The organism is Paenibacillus phytorum (genome assembly GCF_013141715.1).
In the GTDB taxonomy this organism is placed as follows: Bacteria; Bacillota; Bacilli; order Paenibacillales; family NBRC-103111; genus Paenibacillus_E; species Paenibacillus_E phytorum.
Genome location: NZ_WHOA01000136.1, coordinates 1 through 554 on the forward strand (window position 1 = coordinate 1; position 554 = coordinate 554).

1 protein-coding gene is annotated in these 554 nt (G+C 32.7%); it reads left to right on the forward strand.

Annotated elements, in window-relative coordinates; all coding sequences use genetic code 11:
- A partial coding sequence (locus tag GC098_RS20775; RefSeq protein ID WP_246358781.1) for a hypothetical protein occupies positions 1-509 on the forward strand: 509 nt, incomplete at its 5' end.
- Positions 510-554: the final 45 nt, after the last annotated feature.

A 554-nucleotide genomic window follows, 5' to 3' on the forward strand; every position in this document is an offset into this window, starting at 1 on the left:
CTGAACTAATCCAGGTTAGGAGTGAAGAAATGAATTTCAACAAAAAGCTAATGATTTTAGTGAAGATTTGTTTATTCATGTTCACTTTTCTGCTTATAAGTGCATGTAGTCAAACCGAGAAATATGAAACCATTGAGGTTTTTACAATAGAAACACTTGATGATAATCAAAATGATAAAGGATTCTTTGAACGAACGGGTTACAAAATAGTGAATGCAATAACCACTATTGAGGAAGGGAAAACCCACATGAAATCGGATATTAAATCTATTGAGGATTTTTATGATATGGAAGGTAATTATTTACAAACAGAAATAATCCATTCCTATTCAAACAAATCTAAGCTGTTGCTCACTGAAGAAGGAAATACCCTTAAAGAAACAATTCAAGAACCCTCCACAATCCTTATAACCCCTGATAATGCAAAGAATTTAAAATTAAACAATATGACCCAGGAAGAAAAAGCACAGGTGAAAGAACATTTGTTAGCTTTCATGGAAAAGCTGTAAGAAACGAATCTTTTATGGGATTCAGCCATTGTCGGTTGTGTCAAA